Annotated in this window: 16 protein-coding genes, 1 pseudogene and 1 riboswitch; of the genes and pseudogenes, 12 read left to right on the top strand and 5 right to left on the bottom strand. The window is 59.7% G+C overall.

What is annotated here, in order from left to right; translation table 11 throughout:
* Nucleotides 1–137: IS66 family insertion sequence element accessory protein TnpB (tnpB, locus tag MLC59_RS20180; protein ID WP_427901739.1), on the bottom strand; the 137-nt coding region annotated here is incomplete at its 3' end.
* The gene (tnpA, locus tag MLC59_RS17120) at nucleotides 134–424 is read right to left on the bottom strand and encodes an IS66 family insertion sequence element accessory protein TnpA (RefSeq protein ID WP_091642903.1); all 291 of its coding nucleotides are present in this window, start codon (nucleotides 422–424) and stop codon (nucleotides 134–136) included. The genes tnpB and tnpA, both read right to left, overlap by 4 nt.
* Before the next feature lie 364 nt (nucleotides 425–788).
* Here tnpA and MLC59_RS17115 point away from each other — a divergent pair.
* A pseudogene (locus tag MLC59_RS17115) lies at nucleotides 789–1082 on the top strand (IS1182 family transposase); the annotation flags it as partial.
* Between the two features lie 22 nt (nucleotides 1083–1104).
* On the opposite strand, the gene cobS reads toward MLC59_RS17115, so the two are convergent.
* Complete coding sequence (gene cobS / locus MLC59_RS17110) at nucleotides 1105–1872, bottom strand: adenosylcobinamide-GDP ribazoletransferase (RefSeq protein WP_248236616.1); 768 nt, start codon at nucleotides 1870–1872, stop codon at nucleotides 1105–1107.
* Nucleotides 1873–1941: 69 nt separating this feature from the next.
* On the opposite strand from cobS, the gene cobU reads away from it, so the two are divergent.
* Nucleotides 1942–2478 carry a bifunctional adenosylcobinamide kinase/adenosylcobinamide-phosphate guanylyltransferase gene (cobU, locus tag MLC59_RS17105; RefSeq protein ID WP_248236615.1) on the top strand — a complete coding sequence of 179 codons (537 nt, stop codon included), beginning with the start codon at nucleotides 1942–1944 and terminating at the stop codon, nucleotides 2476–2478.
* Nucleotides 2479–2481: 3 nt separating this feature from the next.
* Here cobU and MLC59_RS17100 read toward each other — a convergent pair whose 3' ends face one another.
* Nucleotides 2482–3102: a histidine phosphatase family protein gene (locus MLC59_RS17100; protein WP_248236614.1), complete on the bottom strand. Its 621-nt coding sequence runs from the start codon at nucleotides 3100–3102 to the stop codon at nucleotides 2482–2484.
* Nucleotides 3103–3104: 2 nt separating this feature from the next.
* Nucleotides 3105–4157 carry a nicotinate-nucleotide--dimethylbenzimidazole phosphoribosyltransferase gene (gene cobT, locus MLC59_RS17095; RefSeq protein ID WP_248236613.1) on the bottom strand — a complete coding sequence of 351 codons (1053 nt, stop codon included), beginning with the start codon at nucleotides 4155–4157 and terminating at the stop codon, nucleotides 3105–3107.
* 110 nt (nucleotides 4158–4267) lie between these two features.
* On the opposite strand from cobT, the gene cbiB reads away from it, so the two are divergent.
* From cbiB to cobW, 10 genes are all read left to right on the top strand, one after another.
* Entirely contained in the window at nucleotides 4268–5203 is a 936-nt protein-coding gene (cbiB, locus tag MLC59_RS17090) for an adenosylcobinamide-phosphate synthase CbiB (RefSeq protein WP_282451072.1), read from the top strand.
* Nucleotides 5200–6240, top strand: a complete 1041-nt coding sequence (gene cobD, locus MLC59_RS17085) for a threonine-phosphate decarboxylase CobD (RefSeq protein WP_248236612.1) — start codon at nucleotides 5200–5202, stop codon at nucleotides 6238–6240. The genes cbiB and cobD overlap by 4 nt, the downstream gene beginning before the upstream one ends.
* A gap of 7 nt (nucleotides 6241–6247) precedes the next feature.
* Nucleotides 6248–7720: a cobyric acid synthase gene (locus tag MLC59_RS17080; RefSeq protein WP_248236611.1), complete on the top strand. Its 1473-nt coding sequence runs from the start codon at nucleotides 6248–6250 to the stop codon at nucleotides 7718–7720.
* Nucleotides 7717–8406, top strand: a complete 690-nt coding sequence (gene bluB, locus MLC59_RS17075) for a 5,6-dimethylbenzimidazole synthase (RefSeq protein WP_248236610.1) — start codon at nucleotides 7717–7719, stop codon at nucleotides 8404–8406. Before MLC59_RS17080 ends, bluB begins: the two co-directional genes overlap by 4 nt.
* A 37-nt stretch (nucleotides 8407–8443) precedes the next feature.
* Nucleotides 8444–8643, top strand: a riboswitch (cobalamin riboswitch).
* Nucleotides 8644–8679: 36 nt separating this feature from the next.
* A complete protein-coding gene (locus MLC59_RS17070) occupies nucleotides 8680–8871 on the top strand; it encodes a CbtB domain-containing protein (RefSeq protein ID WP_248236609.1) in 192 nt (63 codons plus the stop codon).
* 113 nt (nucleotides 8872–8984) lie between these two features.
* Nucleotides 8985–9740 carry a CbtA family protein gene (locus tag MLC59_RS17065; protein WP_248236608.1) on the top strand — a complete coding sequence of 252 codons (756 nt, stop codon included), beginning with the start codon at nucleotides 8985–8987 and terminating at the stop codon, nucleotides 9738–9740.
* Nucleotides 9721–11463, top strand: a complete 1743-nt coding sequence (locus MLC59_RS20175; RefSeq protein ID WP_248236607.1) for an AAA family ATPase — start codon at nucleotides 9721–9723, stop codon at nucleotides 11461–11463. Before MLC59_RS17065 ends, MLC59_RS20175 begins: the two co-directional genes overlap by 20 nt.
* The gene (gene cobO / locus MLC59_RS17055) at nucleotides 11460–12053 is read left to right on the top strand and encodes a cob(I)yrinic acid a,c-diamide adenosyltransferase (protein WP_248236606.1); all 594 of its coding nucleotides are present in this window, start codon (nucleotides 11460–11462) and stop codon (nucleotides 12051–12053) included. Before MLC59_RS20175 ends, cobO begins: the two co-directional genes overlap by 4 nt.
* Nucleotides 12053–13390, top strand: coding sequence for a cobyrinic acid a,c-diamide synthase CobB (locus MLC59_RS17050; protein WP_248236605.1), 1338 nt, complete (start codon nucleotides 12053–12055; stop codon nucleotides 13388–13390). Before cobO ends, MLC59_RS17050 begins: the two co-directional genes overlap by 1 nt.
* 18 nt (nucleotides 13391–13408) lie before the next feature.
* Nucleotides 13409–14509 carry a cobalamin biosynthesis protein CobW gene (gene cobW / locus MLC59_RS17045; RefSeq protein ID WP_248236604.1) on the top strand — a complete coding sequence of 367 codons (1101 nt, stop codon included), beginning with the start codon at nucleotides 13409–13411 and terminating at the stop codon, nucleotides 14507–14509.
* Nucleotides 14510–14596: the final 87 nt, after the last annotated feature.

Here is a 14596-nt window from a genome sequence, read left to right as displayed (position 1 = left end):
AAGACGAAATACTGGCCGCTGAGCGGGTCGTGCTTCAACTGATTCCGGACCAGGGCGCTCAGGCCCCGGAACGATTTCCGCATATCGGTGGGCTCGGTGCACAGCCAGATCCGGGCCTGACTATCCAGCCCAATCATCCGTTCTGGCTCAGCCGCAGTTCAACGCCATTGCCCAGGCTGAGCACAATGTTCCAGCCGGGGCCGGAGGATGGAGAGTTGCCCATCAACGACGAGAGATCCAGAAAACCGGCTTCACCGGGACCTGACGACTCCTCAGTCGACGGGTCGGACAGGCGCTTGCGCCAGTTACAGAAGCTGGCGTAACCGATCTTCTCCTGTTTACAAAACTGCGGTGCTGACAAGCCGCTGGCGCGCTGCTGATCAACCAGGGTCTGCCACTGTTCTGGAGTACGGTGCTTTCTCATGGGGGTAACCTCGTATCGGGAAATGTGAGGTTACTGTAGGGCGAATCTCAGTGGGGTGGCAGAACGTCGCGGAATGAACGCTTACTTCGATCAGGCTGCTCCCGTCGCTAAACACAAGCGAACATTCGCAGGGCGTCGTTCGCCCCAGTTTTCCTTCCATTGAGACGGACAGAAATCCCTTCCGTCTAGACGCCAAAACTCGAATCGCGGTTCTGTTTCCAGGTCGATAAATTGACGCGCACACTTGGCTGTAGCTTTAATAGTCACGTAACTCAATGCTGTCACTCAGTTGGCAAGCCTCCAATCTTCTTGACACCTGATAGCTTTGTGAAGTGTTACGCTGACCCTGACCCCGTTTCAGTACCGCCCAAGGATAGGCCGGGGAAAGCGGAGCAAGGAAGTGAAGAGCAACCTGACTGACAACGAAAGCGCCAAGATGACATCCAGGAAGGGCACGATCCAAAACTATAACGGCGTGGCCACGGTGGATAAGAAACACCAGTTCGTTATTGATGCGGAGGCTTTCGGTAAAGGTCAGGAGCACCAGGCGCTGCAACCGGTGCTGGCAACCTTCGACTCCCGATTGCGGAAACTGGGCATTGCCAGGAGCATCTTCCAACATGACGCGGTCGTCACTGCCGACACCGGCTTTGCCAACTTTTGCTGCATAGTGGCAAACTTCAGACTAGCCCCGCCAGTAAAACCAGCTCGGAAAACACAACGCAAGCGCCCAGAGAGTCGCCGGTATGGCCTCCCAACTGCCTTTTCAGGTAGCTGCCCCAGATCAATGCAACGCCCAGCGTGGCCGCCAGAGCCAACGGGGCAAGAGCCTGTAGCCAGAAACTACCAAGGGCAATCACCAGGACAGTGAACAGCACCGCCGGAAGCAGTCGTTCCGTGGGGAAAGCATTCGCAACTGACCCGGTTTTGCTGGTTTTTTTGCCGGTGATGTAAGGAAGCCAACGCATCAGCAGCAGAGGCGTGAGTCTGGAGATACAGGGTGCGATTAACAGCGCCAGCCAGGTGACTTGCGACTCCACAAGCAGTGCCGCCTTCAGCAGCAGTGCCATGACCAGGGCAATGACACCGTAGGTCCCGATCTGGCTGTCTTTCATGATGCGCAGTCGATCTTCCAGAGTATAGCCGCCGCCCAGGCCATCCAGGCTGTCTGCCAGTCCGTCTTCGTGGAAAGCACCGGTCAGCCAGAGGTGCAGTACCATCACCAGTAACACGGCTACCAGCGGACTGAACATTATCTCAAGGACGCTGTAAGCAGCAGCGTAAATGATGCCGAGAAGCAGGCCGACCAGTGGGAAATAAGTGCTGCTGTTGCTCATCAGCCTGGGCGAGTAGTCGATGTTGATCAGGACGGGGAGGCGTGTCAGAAAGCTGATCGCCAGCCAGAATGTTTGCCATTCTTCGGAAAGTCGGAGTCTGGGTAGGCTCACGGTTGCCCCTTATTGAAAGGTAGAATGCCGTATTTTAAAGGCATTCGATGGGAATGAAAGGATAGCGGTATGGGACAAAAGACCCTGGTGCTGGGAGGAATTCGCTCTGGCAAGACAGCGCTGGCAGAGCAGACGGCCGCTGCGACGGGCTCGAAAGTGGTCTACGTGGCTACGGCCACTGCTGGCGATGAGGAGATGGCACAGCGTATAGAACGCCACCGCGCACTGCGTCCCGATGACTGGGGTCTGGCAGAGGAGCCGGTGTCACTGGGCCAGGCTTTAATGCAGCACAGGGATACCGACAAACCGCCCTGTTTGCTGGTGGACTGTATGAGCCTATGGCTAAGCAACCTGCTGGCCGCGGGTGACGAAACCCTGCAGCGGGAACGGGTAGCGTTTCTGGAGGGGGTGCAGAATTACCCTGGCGAGGTGGTTATTGTCAGTAATGAGGTCGGCCTTGGAATCATCGGTATGGACGCACTGACCCGCCGTTTCTGTGACGAACTGGGTCGGCTGAATCAGGACCTGGCCAGTGAGTGCCATCACGTGGTCATGAGTGTCGCTGGCTTGCCAGTGGTGCTCAAAGAAGGCAGGCAGGCGGACTGAGGATTACTCGTGCTCGGGAAGTGGGCGATGGCTGAGCAGGGCATGAAAGGTGCCGTGTTCGCTACGGTCTACCCGAATTCTACTTCGGCAGGCAAAGGGTACGGCGAAGCCTGAGAACGAGCGTTCCAGAGGGATGCCCAGCACCTCAGCCAGCAGCACGCGAATGATGCCACCATGGCAGACCAGCAGTACCTTTTTGCCCTGATGCTCCTGCAGTAAGTTATTCCAGCAAGCGGTAACCCGCTGATGCAGAATCCCCAGCGCCTCTCCTCCCGGCGGTGTGTTTGCCAGCGGATCCGACCAGAAACGTTTCAGATGGTCGCCGTACGATTCGGCCACTTCTGCACTGGTTTTCCCTTCCCATTCGCCAAAACCCACTTCGCGCATGCCGTCTTCCACGCTGAGCGGCAACCGACGTTCTGCGGCAATCGCGTCTGCGAAAGCACGACAGCGTTGCAGTGGTGAGGAAAGAATGACATCCCACTGATCTTCGCGTTGGATAGCCTTTCGCATCTGCTGCCAGCCCAGTTCGCTCAGGGGGTCATCCAGCGAGCCACGGAATTTCGGACCGCCCTGGGGTTCGCCGTGTCGTAGCAGATCAACAATGGTGCAGGAAGGCTCCACGACTAGCTCTCACTTATGCCAGCGTCGGCAAAGCTTGCCATCTGATTATGCAGTGCGCAGGCCTGTCGCAGCAGAGGGACGGCCACGGCAGCACCACTGGCCTCGCCCAGGCGCATGCCCAGATCCAGCAGTGGCGTCGCCTCCAGAGCCTGCAGAATCCTCTGGTGGCCTTTCTCCGCTGAGTGGTGGCCAAAGTGCAGCCAGGGTCTCAGCTCTGGTTGCTGGCGTACCGCCACCAGCGCAGCCACCGAGGCTATAAAGCCGTCAACCAGCACCGGTATGCCGCGCCAGGCAGCGCCCAGGTATGCCCCGCACATGGCGGCAATTTCAAAACCGCCCAGCGAAGCAAGTACCTCCAGGGGATCTTTCCCGTCACCGTGACGGTGGAGTGCCCGGTCGATAACATCGGCCTTGTGCCTGATGCCTGCCTGATCCAGCCCGGTGCCCGCGCCTGCAAGTTCGTCGGGCAATGCTGGCAGCAACGCACAGGCCATGGCTGCAGCAGTAGTCGTGTTGCCGATGCCCATGTCGCCGGCAATAAACAGGTCTGTACCGGCGGTCGCGGCCCTTGCTGCCGATTCATCACCCGCCTCAAGAGCTGCGTTCAGCTGTTCTGTGTTCATGGCCGGGCCTGCGGCAAGGTTGTTTGTCCCGGCTGCGATCCGGGCGCTGACGACGCCGGGCAGGTTTGCGGCCACTTCCCCAACGGTACCCAGATCAATGACTTCCAGTCGGGCGTCGAGTTGCCGGGCCAGAACACTGATCGCCGCGCCACCGTGGGCGAAGTTGGCGATCATTTGTGCGGTGACTTCCTGGGGATACGCCGAGATACCTTCGGCGCACACGCCGTGGTCGGCGGCAAAAATACTGATATGCACCCGGTCCACAGCCGGGCGTTCCCGCCGCTGTTGGCCGCTCAGGGCAATGGCAGTCTGCTCCAGCCGACCCAGAGAGCCGGGAGGTTTGGTGAGCAAGTTCTGGCGCTGTGTGGCCTGTTCAATCAGGTTGGCGTCAGGGCCGGCGGGGGCGCATGTCCAGCTTTCTGGTAACGTCATAGGTAATCCTGTTCGAGAAGGCGCCGATACTCCAACGGGCACGCGGTTGTGTCAAGCCATCGAAGCTCTAGTAGACTGTGCTTCCCTTGAAGAGTGCAAGCAGGTGGTAATTGATCGAATCGGTTGTGGTTTGTCTGGTAGCGGTCGTGCTGGATCACGTGTTGGGAGAGCCAAAGCGCGGGCATCCGGTTGTCGGGTTCGGCAATTTCGCTTCCCGCATGGAAGGCCGACTGAATCGACCGCCGGGCTCTGTGGTTCGGGGAGGTGTGGCACTTGTGCTGGTGACGTCGCCCGTGCTCGCCGTGGCCGCTGCGATCACTTATTTTCTGAATGGGCCCTTGCTCTGGGCGCTGGAAGCCGTCTGCCTTTGGCTGGCGCTTTCATTAAGGGGGCTGGCCGAGCACGGGCGGGCTGTCCTGTTGCCACTGACGATGGGAGACACGGCAACGGCACGGGATGCCGTTAGCCGTATCGTCAGCCGCGATGCGACCCAGCTGGATGATGCGGGTATCGCCACGGCGGCGACTGAATCCATGCTGGAGAACGGAGCCGATGCAGTCTTTGCCAGCCTGTTCTGGTTTCTGGTCGCTGGCCTGCCGGGTCTGCTGCTGCACCGAATGGTCAATACGCTGGATGCAATGTGGGGCTATCGCAATGAACGGTTTAATGAATTCGGGCGCTGCGCGGCCCGCCTGGATGATCTGCTGAACTGGATTCCTGCTCGGCTGACCGCGACGACTTACGCATTGCTGGGGCGCACCCGGCTGGCTATGCAGTGCTGGCGGGAGCAGGCGACTCAATGGGACAGTCCAAATGCAGGTCCGGTCATGGCGTCGGGGGCTGGTGCGCTGGGTGTCGAGCTGGGTGGGCCGGCTCCCTATCGTGAGGGACTTCGCAAGCGGCCTTTGCTGGGTGCGGGTGTCACGGCGTCGGCTGACACCGTCGAGTCGGCCATCCGGCTGGTCTACCGGGGCGTTGTTTTGTGGCTCCTGTTTCTCGGAATCGGCGCGATGGTTTTCTGGCTCTATCAGGCATTAACACCATGAACGAGCAATTACATCATGGCGGGCAGTTGCACGAAGCCGCCCGGCGTCAGGGCATTCCTCCTGACCGGTGGCTGGACCTGTCTACCGGCATTAACCCCCTGGGCTGGCCGGTTCCCGCCATTCCGGAGTCGGTCTGGCGCCGTCTGCCAGAAGAGGGCGATGGGCTGGAAACGGACATACGGCGATGGAGCAGTGCCCCCGGCAAAGCGGGATGTGTTGCGGTGCCCGGTACCCAGTCCGTCATTCAGGTGCTGCCGCGCTTGCGCGATCGTTGTCGGGTGGGCGTCATCGTACCGGGTTACCAGGAGCATGCCCGGTGCTGGGCACTGGCAGGGCATACGGTGGTGGCGATTGATGAGGATAAGGCGCATCAATCTGACAACTGGTTACGGGAGCTGGATGTGCTGGTCTGGATCAATCCCAATAACCCCACGGCGCGGCATTGTTCGCGGGAGCGGTTATTGTCCTGGCACCGGCAGTTACGGCAGCGTGGCGGCTGGCTGATTGTCGACGAGGCATTCCTGTTGCCGGATGAAGCAGAGCATTCGATGACCGTGGCGGCGGACCATCCCGGGCTCGTGATTCTGAAGTCGGTGGGCAAGTTCTTCGGACTGGCAGGCGTGCGAGCCGGTGCGGTGATCGGGGACCCGGAAATCACGGCCGGGGTTGCCGGGCTTCTCGGCCCCTGGGCGCTCAGTGGTCCCGCCCGCTACGTGATGCAACGGGCCCTGAAGGACCAGACATGGCAGGCCGCCAATGCAGAGCAGTTACGATCGGCATCGAACCGGCTGGATACTCTGCTTCAGGCTCATGGCCTGCCAGCGACCACCGGCACGGCGTTGTTCCGTTACGTCCTTTTGGAAAGCGCCGGTCACATTGCTGCGGCGCTGGAGCGGGAAGTTGTGCTTGTGCGACGCTTTGCTTCGCCTCCGGCGCTTCGTTTTGGCCTGCCCGGCGATGAATCCCAGTGGCAGCATCTGAATCAGGCTCTGGCCCGTGCCCTGGCAAAGAGTCGCCTAACTTCGAGTGCACAGTGACACGCCTATGACAACGCTGATGATTCAGGGAACCACCTCGGATGCGGGCAAGAGTACGGTTGTTGCGGCCGTCTGTCGCTGGCTGGCCCGTCAGGGGGTGTCGGTGGCCCCGTTCAAACCCCAGAACATGGCGCTCAACAGCGCCGTGACCATAGATGGCGGTGAAATCGGGCGTTCCACTGCGTTGCAGGCTCTGGCCTGTGGAGTGGAGCCCCACAGCGACATGAACCCGGTCCTGCTCAAGCCACAGAGCGACCAGGGCGCACAGGTTATTCTCCGGGGGCGGGTTCACGGCAACATGGATGCAATGGACTATCACGCTTTCAAGGCAGAGGCAGCACACAGCGTGATGGCGGCCTGGAAGGCACTCGAAGCCCGTTACGACGTCATCATTGCAGAAGGGGCGGGTAGTCCTGCTGAAATCAACCTGCGCGCAAACGATATTGCCAACATGGGATTTGCCGAAGCTGCTGATTGCCCGGTTCTGCTGGTAGGAGACATCGACCGTGGCGGTGTGTTTGCACAACTGGTGGGCACACTGGAATTACTGTCGCCCAGTGAGCGCGACCGTCTTACCGGTTTTGTAATCAACCGTTTCCGCGGTGATAAAGCCCTGCTCGACTCGGGACTGGATTGGCTGGAACAACGCACAGGCAAGCCGGTGTGGGGGGTTCTGCCCTACCTGAAGGGCCTGTTGCTGGATGCCGAGGACAGTGTGAATCTGGCGGGCAGTGCGTCCAAAGGCACGCTTAAGATCGTTGTTCCGCGACTGCCTCGCATCAGCAACCACAATGATTTCGACCCGTTGCGGCTGCATCCGGAGGTGGATCTGACCTTTATTGGGGAGCGTGAGGCAATCCCGCCGGCCGATGTCATCCTGCTGCCCGGCAGCAAGAGTACCCGCCATGATCTTTCCTGGCTCAGGGAGCAGGGGTGGCCCGGCGAGATTCAGCGGCATTTGCGATATGGCGGCAAGGTTTTTGGTATCTGTGGCGGATTCCAGATGCTCGGGGACACCGTAGAGGACCCCGATGGTATCGAGGGCGAGGCGGGCGTTACCGAAGGGCTTGGACTGCTGGCCATGACTACCCGAATGGCGGGGGGTAAGCGTCTCAGGAACGTGCAGGGGCGGCTTGGCCAGGGCAGTGCTCAGGCTACGGTCACGGGTTACGAGATGCACAACGGTGTGACCACCGGTCCCGCCTTAAAGGTGCCTCTGATTCATCTCGAAGAGGGGCCCGACGGTGCGGTAAATGAGGATGGCCAGGTTATGGGAACCTATGTGCATGGTATTTTTGAACGCCCGCAAGCCTGCAATGCGCTGCTGGCAGCGATGGGGCTCCATCGGACCGACCTTGCCATTGATTACCAGCAGCATCGCCTGACCCAGCTGGATCGGCTTGCCGATCATTGGGCTGAGCATACCGACACCGACCGTCTGCTGAAAATATTAAAACTGACAGGAAGGACGAGCAAATGAGCCATTCTTTCACTGAACCGGAACGCGAGGGGCTCTATCGCGCCATATACGAGCGTCGGGACGTACGTTCGCAATTTCTGCCCGATCCTGTGCCCTCACACGTGCTTGCCCGTCTTCTGAACGCCGCCCATCACGCACCTTCGGTGGGGTTCATGCAGCCATGGGATTTTCTGGTAATCGACAGCCTGGAGGTCCGCCAGTCGGTGCTGGAAATTTTTGACCGAGAGAACGAACGGGCGGCGGGCAATTACGACGGTGACCGTGGGCAGACTTATCGCAGCCTGAAGCTCCAGGGCATTATCGAGAGCCCCATGAACCTCTGTATTACCTGTGACCGGAGCCGGGGTGGGCCTTCTGTGCTGGGGCGTAATACCATCATGGAGACCGACCTTTTCAGCACCTGCCTCGCGGTGCAGAATCTCTGGCTGGCGGCCCGTGCAGAGGGCATAGGAGTAGGCTGGGTCAGCATCCTTGATCCGCAGGAACTGGCGCAGGTGCTGGAGCTGCCCGAGCAGGTGTATCCGCTGGCTTATCTGTGTCTGGGTTACGTCAGTGAATTTCTCGATCAACCGGAGCTGCAGGCAAAAGGCTGGCGCTCACGGATTCCCCTGAGCGAACTGGTTCATCGGGACACCTGGGGTCATTTGCTTGAGTCTGAAGACGAGCTGCGTGGGCTGATGGACTGAACCGCAATCGTTGCGGCGATAGAGGCAAATGGTTACGATACATATTCCCCAAACAGGTGCCCTTAATCCGCGGGATAATCGGGAAGTATGGTTAAATCCCATCGCTGCCCCCGCATCGGTAACAAAGGCGTAGTCTGCGATTGCCACTGGTTTTAGCCGGGAAGGTGCAGGCGAGGATGTCTCCGTTTCACGGCATTCCCTTTGAGCCCGAAGACCGGCCTGTTTGTTTCGTTCATCCGTCAACGGTGCGGCGGGCACCGAGGAGTCCAAAAAATGTCTGCAACGTCCTCTCCTTCTGCGTCCGGGTCATCGGTCCCGGCGGTAAAAAGTTTTTCCCTCATCCAGCAAGGCGCAGTGTTGCTGTTTGGTGCCCTGATCCTGTTTGGCGTTGGGTTTCTGCCGATGGCAGAGGCGCACAACGCTGCTCACGATACGCGCCACAGCTTCGTGTTTCCCTGTCACTAAAGCTTTGCAAATCACAAAAGCCTCATGGTTGTTGTCTGACTGAGAAGGCCTTTCATTTTTGAATAACGTGCCCCTGTGAGGGTGCGATTCAGTACATTTTCCGGAGGGAAACCATGTTCCGTTCTCTTATCTTTGGAGCCTGTCTTGTAGGTGTTGTTGCGGGCCTTTTGCTAACGGCAGCCCAGTCCATGGGTGTAACCCCCATTCTGCTTTCAGCCGAACAATTCGAAATCCGCGAGCCGGCGATGGCCTCTGCGGGCCACGGTCACGCCGAAGAGGCTCATGGCCATGATGGCTCGGCATGGGCTCCCGATGGTGGCTACGAACGTCTGTTTTTTACCGGTCTCTCCAACGTGCTCGCCGCTATCGGCTTTGCAGCCATCCTGTTGGTTTTCATGAATCAGTTGCGTGCCCATGGCCGGATCACGTTGATGCCCGCTCATGGTTTGCTGGTAGGACTTCTGGCCTATCTCGCCGTGTTTCTGGCTCCGGCCATCGGACTTCCGCCAGAAATTCCGGGTACAGTCAGCGCTGCAGTTGAGTCACGCCAGACCTGGTGGATCGCCACTGTGGCGCTGGTCGCTGTTGGCCTTGGTATGCTCTGGCTGGCTCGCGGCTGGAAGAAGGCGCTTGGACTTCCATTGCTGGCCCTGCCTTACCTGTTTGTTCCGGCACACCCGGAAGGCCCGCTGTTTGAGCATCCGGATGAAACTGCCGTCAGCGCGCTGAATGCATTGCACCATGAGTTCATCTGGGTGTCTGCTGCGACCAATCTGTTTTTCTGGCTGGTGGTCGGTTTGCTTTGTGCGCTGGTGCTGAAGCGTGTCACTGAAACCGCGTGCGAAAATAATGAACACGCCGCAGCCTGAGTTTCCATTTTCGGCCATTGTTGGCCAGGACGCACTGAAAACAGCCCTGGTCATCAACGCCATCAATCCCCGTATTGGTGGCGTTCTGATTTCCGGTCCACGCGGCAGTGCAAAATCCACGCTCGCTCGTGGCCTTGCAGATCTCCTCCCGGCGAATGAAAGGGGGGAGTCTCCCTTCGTGAATCTGCCCCTGGGGACCACGGAAGACCGCCTTGTGGGAAGCCTGGACCTACAACAGGTACTTTCAGAACAGCAGGCTGCTTTTCGTCCCGGGTTGTTGGCCACGGCCGATGGCGGCGTGCTGTATGTGGACGAAGTCAATCTGCTTCCCGACAACCTGGTGGACCTGCTGCTGGACACGGCAGCCCGTGGTGTCAACGTGGTGGAACGTGATGGTATCAGTCACAGTCATAGCGCGCGCTTTGCGCTGATCGGCACCATGAATCCGGACGAAGGGGAGCTCCGCCCGCAACTTCTGGATCGCTTCGGCCTGTGTGTGGAATTGCCCCGGGCCATGTCCAGCGCAGAGCGAATTGCCGTGGTCCGTCAGCGGGAGGTCTTCGAACGAGACTCGTCAGCATTTTGTGACGACTACGCGCCGCAGCAGCAAGCATTGGCTGACAGCATCAAGCGTGCTCAGGCTCTTCTGCCTTCCGTCGTTGCCGGGGACTGGGTTTATGAGCATATAGCCTCGAGATGCGAGCGGGCCGCCGTGGAAGGGTTGCGGGCGGATGTCACCTGGCACCGCGCCGCTCAGGCCCATGCCGCCCTGAGGGAAAGGGATACCGTGACCCGGGAAGACCTGGATGCGGTGGAGCCATGGGTGCTGGCACACCGCCGAAGCGAACGTTCCGGTCAGTCCGAATCGTCTACGCCGGATAACTCTTCCGGGCCGGGGGGGAATGCTTCTGGCGGTTCCCGATACGAGTCTGGACGCACAGCTCAGGACCAGCGTCAGGACCAGGACGAGGGCCAGGGCCAGTGGGGCGCGATGTCGCCCCTGGCGGAACGAACGGCCGAGCTGGACGAGGTAAAGCCACTTGAGGGTGCCGACAGGGCAGTCAGTTCCGGGAAACGGTCTGATGCGTCGCCTGCGGCAACCAGACGCAGCGGCGTGCAAAAAGGACGGCGCTGGTTCGCCGGTCGCTCCGACAAGCCGGACTGGTTTGCCACTTTGATTGCCAATCGGGGCCAGTGGCCGCTGCAACATCTGAAGTTTCAGAAACAGCGCTCCGGGCAGACTGCGGTCCATCTGGTTTTGCTCGATACCTCTGGTTCAACACTGGGTCGTCGCTTGCTGAGTCGGGCCAAGGGCTTTGTTCAGTCGCTGGCGCGAGTGGCTTACGCCAGCCGGGACCAGATGGCGGTGATGGGCTTCGGCAATGACCGGGTGACCACCGTGTTGCCACGCCGAAGAGCGCCAAAGACCCTGTTGTCTCAGTTGGATGCCCTGGACGCTGGCGGCGGAACGCCCTTGCGCAAAGCCCTGAGTCAGGCGGGAAATGCCATACGTCAGTGGCAGCGCCGCGAGCCGGGGCTTCAGGTGTTTACCTATCTGATCACCGATGGCCGAACACGCCAGTCCGTTGCTGATCTGCCATCACTTGGCCAATGCGTGGTGGTGGATGCGGAACAGGGGCCGGTCAGACGCGGCCGCGCCAACTCTATTGCCCGTGAGTTGGGTGCCAGCTATCAGGCCTTGCCGGTTTTGGAGGGAGTATGACCGACGCCAGCTACCGACAACGCATGCAGAAGAAAAAAGAAGTGGTCGACCAGCGTATCGAGCGAGCTTCGGAAGAGCGAGGAGTGTTGATCCTGCTACGGGGTAATGGCAAGGGTAAAAGCAGCTCGGCTTTCGGGACCCTTGCGCGGTCCCTGGGACATGGCCAGAAATGCGCGGTAATTCAGTTCATCAAGGGCCGCAAGGAAACCGGCGAGTACCTTTTCTTCCGTGACCACCCTTCGCTGGACTGGCACATCATGGGGCACGGGTTCACCTGGGAAACCCAGGATCGCGAGCAAAGCATCAAAGCTGCAGAGGCAGCCTGGCAGGTGGGGCGGGAATTGCTCCAGGACCCCAGTTACCATTTGCTGGTGTTTGACGAGATGAGTTACATGTTCAAATACGGCTTTCTGGACCCAGAGCCCGTGGTAGATGCGTTGCGCGCGCGTCCACAACACCAGAATGTCATTATCACCGGCCGCACCATGGCGCGTCCCCTTCAGGGCATTGCCGACACGATCAGCACCGTGCAGGACGAGCGCCACGCATTCCGCGACGGTGTAAAGGCCCAGGCAGGGATCGAATTCTGATGACCAAAACCGTTCAGTGCCCCGCTGTCTTCATCGCTGCGCCGGCCTCCGGGCAGGGCAAAACAACCGTAACCTGTGCTCTGGCCCGCCTGCTCCGTAATCAGGGCAAGGTGGTACGGGTATTCAAGACAGGCCCGGATTACCTGGATCCTCAGGTTCTCGCACAGGCGTCCGGTCAGCCGGTGGATCAACTGGATCTCTGGATGGCTGGTGAAGCCTACTGTCAGCGGCGTTTTTATGAAGCCGCTCTGGAAGCCGATCTGATTCTGGTGGAAGGTGCCATGGGCATCTTTGATGGTGAGCCCTCCAGTGCCGATCTGGCGGCCCGGTTCGGCCTGCCCATGGTGATCGTCATGGACGTTAAAGGCATGGCGCAGACCGCCGCGGCGCTCGTGTCCGGTATCGCGGGATTCCGGGAAGATGTGCAGGTAGTCGGCATGATCGCCAATGCCTGCGCCTCTCAGCGTCACCGGGAACTCATTGAATCCGCGTTACCGTCGACACTGCCGTTGCTGGCCACCGTGACCCGTGACCCTGACCTGGCACTGCCGGAACGTCATCTGGGGCTGGTTCAGGCATCGGAAGTGAGTGAGGATCTGGAGCTGCGATTCGAAGCCGGAGCCAAAGCCCTGGCCAGCGAGTCGCTCACTGAGTCTCTGCTGCACTTGCCTCCGGTGACCTTTCGGGCGGCGGATGTGGACCCGGAACCGACCTTGCCGTCGCTGCACGGCAGAACCATCGGCGTAGCGTGTGATGCCGCCTTCAGCTTCATCTATCAGGCGAACCTGGACCTGCTTCAGCAGATGGGCGCGGAGCTTCGTTACTTCTCGCCGATCAGGGATGAATCCTTACCGGCTTGCGATGCCTTGTGGCTTCCCGGCGGCTATCCCGAGCTTTACGGCCAACAACTGGCCGCCAACGCGCCCATGCGCTCTGCCATTCAGGCGTTTTTCAAAGCCGACAAACCGATACTTGCCGAATGCGGCGGGCTGCTGTATTGCCTTGAAACACTGACCGATTACGACGATCAGGTACACGAGATGCTCGGCCTGTTGGCCGGGCAAGGCGCCATGCGTGGTCGCCGGGGCTGTCAGGGTATGCAGACCGCCGAATTGCCGGAAGGGCCAGTGCGGGGGCATGCTCATCATCGTTCACTCAGCCACGGCACTCCGCAGCCCATGGCTCATGGTCGTCGTCAACGCCATCCCGCTCCGGGAGAGGCCATTTACCGTGAGCGGCAACTGACTGCCTCCTATCTACACCTGTTTTTTCCAAACAATCCCGCAGCCATTGCCAGGCTTTTTGTTGCAGACCCGACCCTGCAAGCCTGTGGTTAACCCAATTCAAGGAGCCCGATGATGCAACTGAACAAGATCCCGGCCACCGTAGTCACTGGCTTTCTGGGCAGTGGCAAGACCACACTTCTGGCCAGCATCCTGCGCCAGATCACCGGCAAGCGAATTGCCGTAATCGTGAACGAGTTTGGTGAACAGGATATCGACTCTGACCTGCTGCGTGGCTGCTCCCTTGGTTGCGAGGAAGAGGCATCGGGCAATGAAGTGGACAATGGCATCTACGAGCTTGCCAACGGCTGTATCTGTTGCACCGTGGAAGAGGAATTCCTTCCGGTAATGAAGAAGCTGGTGGAGCGCCGTGATGACATCGACCATATCCTCATCGAAACCAGCGGCCTGGCTCTGCCCAAGCCGTTGGTGCAGGCGTTCAACTGGCCGGAAGTTCGCCAGCATTGCACTGTCGACGCCATCATTACGCTGATTGATGGCCCGGCGGTAGCTGCGGGCCGGTACGCCTCCGATGTGGATAAAGTGGAAGCCCAGCGCCGGGCGGATGAGAACCTGGACCACGACCCGAGCCTGCGGGAGCTGCTGGATGATCAACTGGGCGCGGCAGATCTGGTTATTGTCAGCAAGACTGATCTTCTGGCAGAGGATGAAAAGCAGCGGGTCGAGCAGGTTGTTCAGCAACGGGTTCCGGCTGCGGTCAAAACCCTGTTTATCGATAAGGACACGTTTGCTGGCGACACCACGCAACTGGAAGCCCTGATGGGTATCGCCGCTGCCAGCGAACAGAACATCGACGCGATCGAAAACCACCACGACCGTTACCACGCCGAGGGTGCCCATCACGATCACGCCCATGACCATTTCGATTCCTGCGTGGTGACTCTGGGCGAAGTAGACGGGGACCGCCTGGCCGGCGTGCTGAGGCAGATTCTGCAGGATTATCCCATCTATCGCGCGAAGGGTTTTGCGGCGTTGCCGGGCAAGCCCATGAGGCAGGTGGTTCAGGCCGTGGGCAAGCGCCTGGACACCCACTTTGACCGTCTCTGGGGGCATGACGAAGAGCACAAGACCCAACTGGTGATCATCGGGAAAGGATTTGACGCGACCGAGCTCCGTGAAAGGTTGGCAAGCGCGGAGTCGCAAACGGCGTAACCGGTTGGTTTCGATACGTCTCTTTTCAAAGAGGCGCGGGACCGCTGAACGCCAGACTTAACATTTTCGGAACAGTGTCAGCACGCT

The organism is Marinobacter bryozoorum, assembly GCF_023156245.1.
In the GTDB taxonomy this organism is placed as follows: domain Bacteria; phylum Pseudomonadota; class Gammaproteobacteria; order Pseudomonadales; family Oleiphilaceae; genus Marinobacter; species Marinobacter bryozoorum.
The sequence above is the reverse complement of the archived record's forward strand: the minus strand, read 5'-3'. Positions and strand labels throughout refer to the sequence as shown.

Bases quoted from the DNA above. Each gene is read 5' to 3' on its own strand.
- MLC59_RS20175 (WP_248236607.1), top strand. From the start codon at position 9,721: ATGAACACGCCGCAGCCTGAGTTTCCATTTTCGGCCATTGTTGGCCAG.
- bluB (WP_248236610.1), top strand. From the start codon at position 7,717: ATGAGCCATTCTTTCACTGAACCGGAACGCGAGGGGCTCTATCGCGCC.
- MLC59_RS17080 (WP_248236611.1), top strand. From the start codon at position 6,248: ATGACAACGCTGATGATTCAGGGAACCACCTCGGATGCGGGCAAGAGT.
- cobW (WP_248236604.1), top strand. From the start codon at position 13,409: ATGATGCAACTGAACAAGATCCCGGCCACCGTAGTCACTGGCTTTCTG.
- MLC59_RS17065 (WP_248236608.1), top strand. From the start codon at position 8,985: ATGTTCCGTTCTCTTATCTTTGGAGCCTGTCTTGTAGGTGTTGTTGCG.
- MLC59_RS17070 (WP_248236609.1), top strand. From the start codon at position 8,680: ATGTCTGCAACGTCCTCTCCTTCTGCGTCCGGGTCATCGGTCCCGGCG.
- MLC59_RS17050 (WP_248236605.1), top strand. From the start codon at position 12,053: ATGACCAAAACCGTTCAGTGCCCCGCTGTCTTCATCGCTGCGCCGGCC.
- cobO (WP_248236606.1), top strand. From the start codon at position 11,460: ATGACCGACGCCAGCTACCGACAACGCATGCAGAAGAAAAAAGAAGTG.
- cobT (WP_248236613.1), bottom strand. From the start codon at position 4,157: ATGACGTTACCAGAAAGCTGGACATGCGCCCCCGCCGGCCCTGACGCC.
- cobD (WP_248236612.1), top strand. From the start codon at position 5,200: ATGAACGAGCAATTACATCATGGCGGGCAGTTGCACGAAGCCGCCCGG.
- cobU (WP_248236615.1), top strand. From the start codon at position 1,942: ATGGGACAAAAGACCCTGGTGCTGGGAGGAATTCGCTCTGGCAAGACA.
- tnpA (WP_091642903.1), bottom strand. From the start codon at position 424: ATGAGAAAGCACCGTACTCCAGAACAGTGGCAGACCCTGGTTGATCAG.